The organism is Blautia sp. An46 (assembly GCF_002161645.1).
In the GTDB taxonomy this organism is placed as follows: Bacteria; Bacillota; Clostridia; order Lachnospirales; family Lachnospiraceae; genus Blautia; species Blautia ornithocaccae.
In genome coordinates this window covers 162450-169971 of the sequence record NZ_NFIF01000008.1, presented here as the reverse complement: position 1 = coordinate 169971, position 7522 = coordinate 162450, and the positions used below count along the sequence as shown (strand labels likewise).

Here is a 7522-nt window from a genome sequence, read left to right as displayed (position 1 = left end):
ATATCTCCGGAAAACTGGAAGAAAGAACTCACATCTTCCCAGTTGTTTTCCCAGTTACTGATCGCATAGGGATATTTCTTTCCCCATTTCTCCTTGATCGTTTCCAATTCCGAAAGAGCTGCGGATTCATTGGGCGCGTTATAGACAGCCCTGAAGTCTGCGGAAAACTTCTTCAGATCGTTATAATTCACATATTTAAAAGAATTGCGCAGCATATGGATGACACAGCGCTGGATCTGTGCCTGTGGGAAAACGGCCTGAATTGCGTCTTTAAATCCGGGGAGACCGTCTACGCAGAAGAACAGGACATCCTGCACGCCACGGTTTTTCAGGTCGTTGAGCATTCCGAGCCAGAATTTACTGGTCTCATTCGCTCCTACGGTAATACTGAGAATATCCTTGTATCCTTCCACGGTAACTCCCAGTACAATATAAGCAGCGCGGCTGAGGATCCTGCCGTCTTCCCGGACTTTGTAATGGATACAGTCCATAAAAACAAAAGGATATACAGGGTTCAGTGGACGAGACTGCCACTCTTTCACTTCCGGAAGGATTTTGTCCGTGATTTTGCTGACCATTTCGGCGGAAAGTTCAATCCCATAAAGTTCCTGGATCTGGTCATGAATATCCCTTGTACTCATTCCGCGGGCATAGAGAGAGATTACTTTCTCCTCAATCCCGGAAATATCCCGCTGATATTTAGGGATCAGCTTTGGTTCAAACTCACCATTGCGGTCACGGGGAACATCGATCTGGAATTCCCCGTACTGGCTTTTGAGTGTTTTGGGAGAGTGGCCATTCCTCTTATTATCGCTCTTAAGATCACCTTTACAATTTTTTTCATAGCCCAGAGTTGCATCCATCTCGGCTTCCAGAAGCTCCTGCAAAATATCTTTGAAGCTGTCTTTGAGAAGGGAGTAAACATCAGCCACACTGGTAATGTTGTTTTCTGTAATAATCTGTCGGATTTGGTCTTTTGCTACTGCCATAAATAAACTCCTTTTCGATAAGAATTGTCATATCTGTAATTCTTACCAAAAAGGAGCCATTTTTTACCAAAGCCACAAAGTTTTTTACACTACCTTATGGAAAGAGGTGTTTCCACAACGACAGCGTCCTTTATTCCATTATTCTTCACCTTTGTTGTCTATAGTTTTCACGCCAGTTCCTCCGGATCTTTATCCGGATTTTCCAGCTCTTTTATGGCAAGCTTAAAACCGTTCTGGGCAGCCTTCATCCGCCAGAAATCTGACTTTTCCTCATCTTTTTCCACTCCTTCTCCGTAACGGTAGAGTACAGAGAGGTTGTACTGGGCAGCAGGGATATTGGCATTTGCAGCTTTTTCAAATAGCTGGAAAGCTTTGGCCGGGTCGTATGGAACAGGTTGTCCGGAGAGATAGTAGCTTCCCATACAGCACATAGCTCGGAAATCTCCCTGGCCTGCTGCTTTTTTGTACCAGTCAAATGCCTTGGAAAGATCTGGTTTTGTGCCAAGACCTTCCTCATAGCACCGTCCCATATTAAACTGGGCGTTGACATTTCCGTCTTTGGCCGCCTGTTCCATATACCGGAAGCCTTTCCGCTCATCTTTTTCCACACCTTTTCCCTGGAAATACATAAGCGCCAGATGCATGGCTGCTTCGGCCTGCCCCTTTTTTGCCGCTTTCTCATACCAGACGGCGGCCTGGGCCAGATCTATGGAGGTGCGGATTCCGTTTTCATAGTAATAGCCTACTCCATAAATAAAATCTCTCTGGCCGTTTTCCGCCAGAATTTTTAGTTCTTCTACACTGAGATTCAGATTTTTAACGTTCATAAGTAACTCCTTGAAATTTAGTAAAGCCGATATATCGGCGGGTTATTTTCTGATATCTTAGTATAGCATAAGACAGGATATTTGTGTATAAATAAAGAGACAAGTATTTTGGAATACATGTTATAATACAGACAGAAAATAATTTAACAGTCTGCTCGCTGAGAAAGGGCGTGATTACATGAGTAATAAAGAGCGTATTATGGAGTTGATAGATGGGATACCTGACAGAAGACTGGTGTTTATAGTGGATATGCTGGAATCTCTAAAGGCTTATGCGAGAGAGGAGATTCCACCAGATGAATGGGATCTTCAGATGATTCAGGAAGCGGAAAAAGAAAATGATGGAAAAACTATAAGTTTTGAAGAAATATTTTGAAGGCGATATCTGAATTGCCAGAAGGAACAGATATAAAACGCCTTCAGGGGTATGATCTGTTTAGACTCAGAGTAGGTACTATCAGGGTGATTTACTCCATTGATGAGGAAATGAAAATTATTAATATTGAAAATATCGGAAATAGAGGAGACATCTATAAAAGATATTAGAAAATCTTAGAGGGCATAAAAAGCTTAGAGGAGTAACAAAGCTTTTTATGCCCTCTTTATGTTCAGCCGCTGACTATGGACAAAGAAGCAAAATCGTATAAAATCAGGGAAAGCAGCAACAGTCCAAAGGAAACAGATGTAAAAATGATTTCAAGGATAAAAAAGTTACAGTGATGTTTTTTCTTACGGATCAAAAGTATAAGGACAAAAAGGTTAAGGACAACCCACAGTCCCCAAAGACCATAAAACCAAGTAAAGGGAGCAGTCAGAAGATAATCTCTGCTGTATCCACTGAAAGTAAATAATCTCAAATAAAAGGCTGTGAAATAAAAAACACCATGGAAAAGAAATAATGCGATATAAAAAGTATTTGATTTTTTCAATTTTATCACCTTCTGATTTCAATGGCGCCGATTAAAGAATGGCTGTGTCAGCCCCATGCCAGGCAAATGATCCGAAACTGTCTTATATATATCATCTGACTGCGGGTCTGTCAATCTATATTCTAAGATAGCTCTGTTTTCTTATGGAAAGAAAAGTAAAAATAGAGTTTACAAGAGCCGGACAGGCGTATATAATAGAAACCGGACAAAAAATATCTATATTCATATATAAACGGAGGAAAAACAATGCTTGAATTAAGAGATGTTTCTTTTCGTGTAGACGACGAAAAGGACAAGGAGAAGGATATCCTGGAGCATGTAAGCTTTACCCTGGAGGACAATAAGTTTGTTGCCATTACAGGACCGAACGGGGGCGGAAAGTCCACTATGGCCAAGATCATCGCCGGTATCCAGAAGCCCACGGAAGGAAAGATCTTCTTTGACGGAGAAGACATTACAGACTGGAGCGTTACAGACAGAGCCAAAGCCGGTATCAGCTATGCTTTTCAGCAGCCGGTGCGGTTTAAAGGCGTGACGGTCTTTGACCTGATCAATCTGGCTGCAGGAAAAGAGATTTCCCTTTCAGGAGCCTGTCAGTACCTTTCTGAGGTAGGGCTTTGTGCGAAAGATTATATTAACAGAGAAGTAAATTCCAGTCTTTCCGGAGGCGAGATGAAACGTATTGAGATCGCCACCGTCATGGCCAGAAATACTAAATTATCTGTTTTTGACGAGCCGGAGGCAGGAATCGACCTGTGGAGCTTCCAGAATCTGATCCATGTGTTTGAAAATCTTCACAAAGAAAAACACGGTTCTATTCTGATCATCTCTCACCAGGAAAGGATCCTGAACACAGCAGATGAGATCCTGGTGATCGCAGAAGGCAAGCTGGTGAAGAGAGGAACCAGAGATGAAGTGCTGCCGGGACTGTTAAATGCGGCAGACGCTCCGGAAGATACTGCAAACTGCGCCATTTGGAAAAAAGGAGGACTGAACTGATGGATACAATACAGAAAGAACTTTTAGAGGCGGTTTCCGGACTCCATGAGATTCCGGTGGGAGCCTATAATATCCGTACAAACGGCAAGACGGAGGCCAGAAACAGCACAGAACATATTGAAATCCTGCCAAGAGAAAGCGGAGATGGCATTATCATCAAGATCAAACCGGGAACAAAAAATGAAAGTGTGCATATTCCCGTAGTGCTGTCCCAGGCAGGCCTGAAAGAGACCGTTTACAATGACTTTTATATTGGTGATGACTGTGACGTGACCATTATTGCAGGCTGCGGTATCCACTGCGGTACTGATGACGGAAGCCAGCATGACGGTATCCACAGCTTCTTTATCGGAAAAAATTCCAGAGTAAAATATGTGGAAAAGCATTACGGAACCGGTGATGGAAAAGGTCAGAGGATCATGAATCCGGAGACTATCATCGAAGTGGGTGAAAACAGCTATATGGAAATGGATACTGCTCAGATTAAAGGTGTGGACTCTACTATCCGTAAGACCACCGCAAAACTGGCGGACCACGCCAGCATTAAGGTTATGGAAAGACTGATGACCCATGGTACCCAGAAGGCAGAGAGCCGTTTTATCGTAGATATGAACGGAGAGGATTCAGGGGCCAACATTATTTCCCGTTCTGTAGCCAGAGATGACTCCTACCAGTTATTCCAGTCTGTATTAAACGGAAATGCCAAATGCAGCGGTCATACAGAATGTGACGCCATTATCGTAGGCAACGCCAAGATCAGTTCTATTCCGGAGATTACGGCCAACAATTCCGATGCGGCCCTGATCCATGAGGCAGCTATCGGAAAAATCGCCGGGGAACAGATCATTAAGCTGATGACGTTGGGACTGACCGAGGAAGAGGCAGAAGAGCAGATCATCAGCGGATTTTTGAAATAATCAGACGTATTTTAGACTCTTTCTCTGATAAAATAGAAGCAACTATAAAACGATAGGGACTGTGATATGAAACAGATCAATATTCATGATTTGGTTTCGTGCCACAGTCCCATGGATATTGGGAATGAGGGTGTTTCTATGGTTTATAACAATGTAAGACATGAGTGCAATCTGTACAATTTCTTCTTTGCTCCCAGAGGGAACAAAAGAATGATGGAATTGGGGAGAAAGATTACCCAGATGTATCTGAATCCCTTTGACCGTATCATCGGAATCATTGGGGCAAAGGACTCAGGAAAGAGCTGGCTGATCAAGGGGATGTTTCCTGGAATCCAGACAGTAGAGGAAGACGATGAATTCGATATTCTGAACATGCCTCTTTTAAATTCTGAGGAAGTGGGATTTTACACGCCAAAGACCTTTCATGTAGATGTGCGGACAGCAAAAAAATATGTGTCTTTGGAGGAGATCGCAGAGGCTGTTCGCCATGTGACCTCCCAGCATAAACGGGTAATTGTGGAGCATTTTGAGATTTTATATCCAGCTTTAAAGAGAAATGCAGACCTGCTGATCGGAATTGGAGAAGAGGTTATCGTTACCAGACCTTCTCTTTTCGGACCGCCGCCGGACAATATTGCCCAGATTGCTTTCAGCTCTCTTATATATCGGAAGATGGCTCACAGTGCTGAAGATCTTTTTGGATACTGTGTGAAGGACATTCCCAGGCCAGACTATCACCGCTCGGATATCCGCCATGGATTTGCCATAAATTATCAGAGCAGGCCGGAGTTTGATCTGGAGGAAATAGAAGCAAAGATACTGGATATAATCCGGCAGGACCTTCCTATAGTTCCCTATGATGAAGAACATGTGAAAATCGGAGATTATCTCATGCACTGTACAGGTCCTTTGATGCATGTGGAGAGTACAGGGAAGATAGAGAACTTTTCTCTGATGAAGGAATTCTATTATGAACCCAGGTTCAACTATTATGTGGTGGCTGGAACAGTGGGAGTAAAACACACGGAGAATGAGACTGACGAAGAGGTCAATAAGATAGAGATAGCTGATGAACCTTTGTAAATCAGGTATTGACAAGTTCCTGAAAAAAGAGTATTTGTATTAATAGAGTTAGTGATAACTAAAAAGACTCTCAGGAGATGGATAAGATGATCGCAGATATATTGGTACTTACAGTAATTGGGATCTGCTGCGGATTTGTGATCCGCAGGCAGATCAAAATCAGGAAAAATCCCCAGGCTGGGTGCAGAGGCTGTTCCGGCTGTGGCGGAAACTGTCCTGGGAGCAGAGAAAAGGATTATTGTGATATGAAAAATCCAGGAAAGTAGGGACTTGTTATGACAGATGCAATTATATTGATAATTGTGCTGATCGTACTGATTTTTGCAGTAAAAGGCACGGTAAAGCATTTTAAGGGAGAAGGAGCCTGCTGCGGAGGCGGAAGCAGTACGGTGAAAGCCAAGAGAAAGATGCTGAAGAATCCTAAAATAGGAGAAAAGATCATCCAGATTGAAGGGATGCACTGTGAACATTGCAGGCAGAGCGTGGCCTCAGAGCTGAATAAGATTGACGGTGTGGCTGCGAAAGTGGATTTGAAGAAAAACAGAGCAATTGTCTCTTTCGACAGACCGGTAGAAGATGAGACCTTGCGGCTGGCAGTGGAAAAAGTCGGTTTTAAGGTGGTTTCTATCGGCTGAGAGAAGCAGAAAGGATTGAAGCAGATGGGACTGGAACTGAGGTATGAAACCTATGTCAGGAAGCGCTATTCTTGATTTGGTTTTATGGGCAGTTCCAGTCCCTTTTCTAAATTTTATTCTATATTCCCTAAAGAGGGAACTTTGACAGTGCAATACTCGGATAGTACAATGGAGATATACAAAAGCTGATAAAAAGGAGAGATTTCTGCCAGAGAAGAAAGGAAGGATGAATATGGCAATACATGTACTAGATGAGGCTAAAAGATGTTTGAACTGTAAAGTCCCCCAGTGCCAAAAAGGGTGCCCGATCCATACTCCCATTCCCCAGGTGATCCAGCTTATGCTCAACGGAGAGCTGGACAAGGCGGGATGGATGCTTTTTGAGAATAATCCACTGACTACGGTATGCAGTCTGGTCTGTAATCACGAAAATCAATGTGAGGGACATTGTGTCCTTGGTAAAAAGGGAGCTCCGGTACACTTTTCCACCATTGAAAATTATATTTCCAGTACCTACAGTTCAAAAATGGTAAAGGATGTGGCCAGAACAGCCTTACGTAAAGGTGTACGCTGGCTTCAGTGCTTTTCCAGAACGTCTACAGTAGCGGCCAGCCAGCATGAATATAATTATGCACTGCTGGAAGGGGTAGAATTTGTCTATTGTAAGATACCGGTAGAGATTACCGATGAAGGGGTCATCTTTGCTGATGCAGAGGAAAAAGAAGACGGCTCCATTGAGCAGATTCCGGGAACAGAAAAGCTTTACCCTGCGGACAGCGTGATCATCTCCATTAGCCAGGGTCCCAGAAATCAGCTTGTAAACACTACAAAAGGGTTGGATGCCAACCAGAGAGGACTGCTGGTGGCAGATGAGGAGGGACATACCTCACGTCCGGAAATCTTAGCCAGCGGTGATGTAGTAAATGGCGCAAGAACTGTAGTGGAGGCAGTCGCCCATTCCAAAAAAGTGGCAGAGGCCATGGATAAATATATGCAGGGCTTAAAAGAAGAAGAATAGGAAATCGCTAAAACTCCAGGCGGAAATTATAGTCATGAAAGCCTGGAGTTTTTTGCTGTCTACAGTATTTTTTTGTTAAAAATAAAAAAAGTATAAAGTATTTCTTGACAGAATCAATTAGTTAG

The 7522-nt window shown here is 43.2% G+C and carries 10 protein-coding genes; 8 read left to right on the top strand and 2 right to left on the bottom strand.

The window, feature by feature from the left end:
• The coding region (locus B5G00_RS08660; protein WP_087271489.1) for an IS256 family transposase at positions 1–989 on the bottom strand (989 nt) is incomplete at its 3' end.
• A gap of 167 nt (positions 990–1156) precedes the next feature.
• Positions 1157–1816 (bottom strand): tetratricopeptide repeat protein, encoded by a 660-nt coding sequence (locus B5G00_RS08655; protein ID WP_087271486.1) that lies wholly within the window; start codon positions 1814–1816, stop codon positions 1157–1159.
• A gap of 178 nt (positions 1817–1994) precedes the next feature.
• On the opposite strand from B5G00_RS08655, the gene B5G00_RS19330 reads away from it, so the two are divergent.
• From B5G00_RS19330 to B5G00_RS08620, 8 genes are all read left to right on the top strand, one after another.
• Complete coding sequence (locus tag B5G00_RS19330) at positions 1995–2192, top strand: hypothetical protein (RefSeq protein ID WP_140403136.1); 198 nt, start codon at positions 1995–1997, stop codon at positions 2190–2192.
• Positions 2193–2206: 14 nt separating this feature from the next.
• Positions 2207–2362 (top strand): type II toxin-antitoxin system RelE family toxin, encoded by a 156-nt coding sequence (locus B5G00_RS18665; RefSeq protein ID WP_242971325.1) that lies wholly within the window; start codon positions 2207–2209, stop codon positions 2360–2362.
• A gap of 629 nt (positions 2363–2991) precedes the next feature.
• Positions 2992–3744, top strand: a complete 753-nt coding sequence (locus B5G00_RS08645; RefSeq protein WP_087271480.1) for an ABC transporter ATP-binding protein — start codon at positions 2992–2994, stop codon at positions 3742–3744.
• Entirely contained in the window at positions 3744–4661 is a 918-nt protein-coding gene (locus B5G00_RS08640) for a SufB/SufD family protein (protein ID WP_087271475.1), read from the top strand. The genes B5G00_RS08645 and B5G00_RS08640 overlap by 1 nt, the downstream gene beginning before the upstream one ends.
• A 66-nt stretch (positions 4662–4727) precedes the next feature.
• Positions 4728–5744, top strand: coding sequence for an alanine-tRNA synthetase second additional domain-containing protein (locus B5G00_RS08635; protein ID WP_242971324.1), 1017 nt, complete (start codon positions 4728–4730; stop codon positions 5742–5744).
• 86 nt (positions 5745–5830) lie between these two features.
• Positions 5831–6010, top strand: coding sequence for a FeoB-associated Cys-rich membrane protein (locus tag B5G00_RS08630; RefSeq protein WP_140403134.1), 180 nt, complete (start codon positions 5831–5833; stop codon positions 6008–6010).
• Positions 6011–6019: 9 nt separating this feature from the next.
• Entirely contained in the window at positions 6020–6379 is a 360-nt protein-coding gene (locus B5G00_RS08625) for a heavy-metal-associated domain-containing protein (protein WP_087271466.1), read from the top strand.
• Positions 6380–6611: 232 nt separating this feature from the next.
• Entirely contained in the window at positions 6612–7397 is a 786-nt protein-coding gene (locus B5G00_RS08620) for an FAD-dependent oxidoreductase (RefSeq protein ID WP_087271463.1), read from the top strand.
• The last annotated feature ends 125 nt before the right edge of the window (positions 7398–7522 follow it).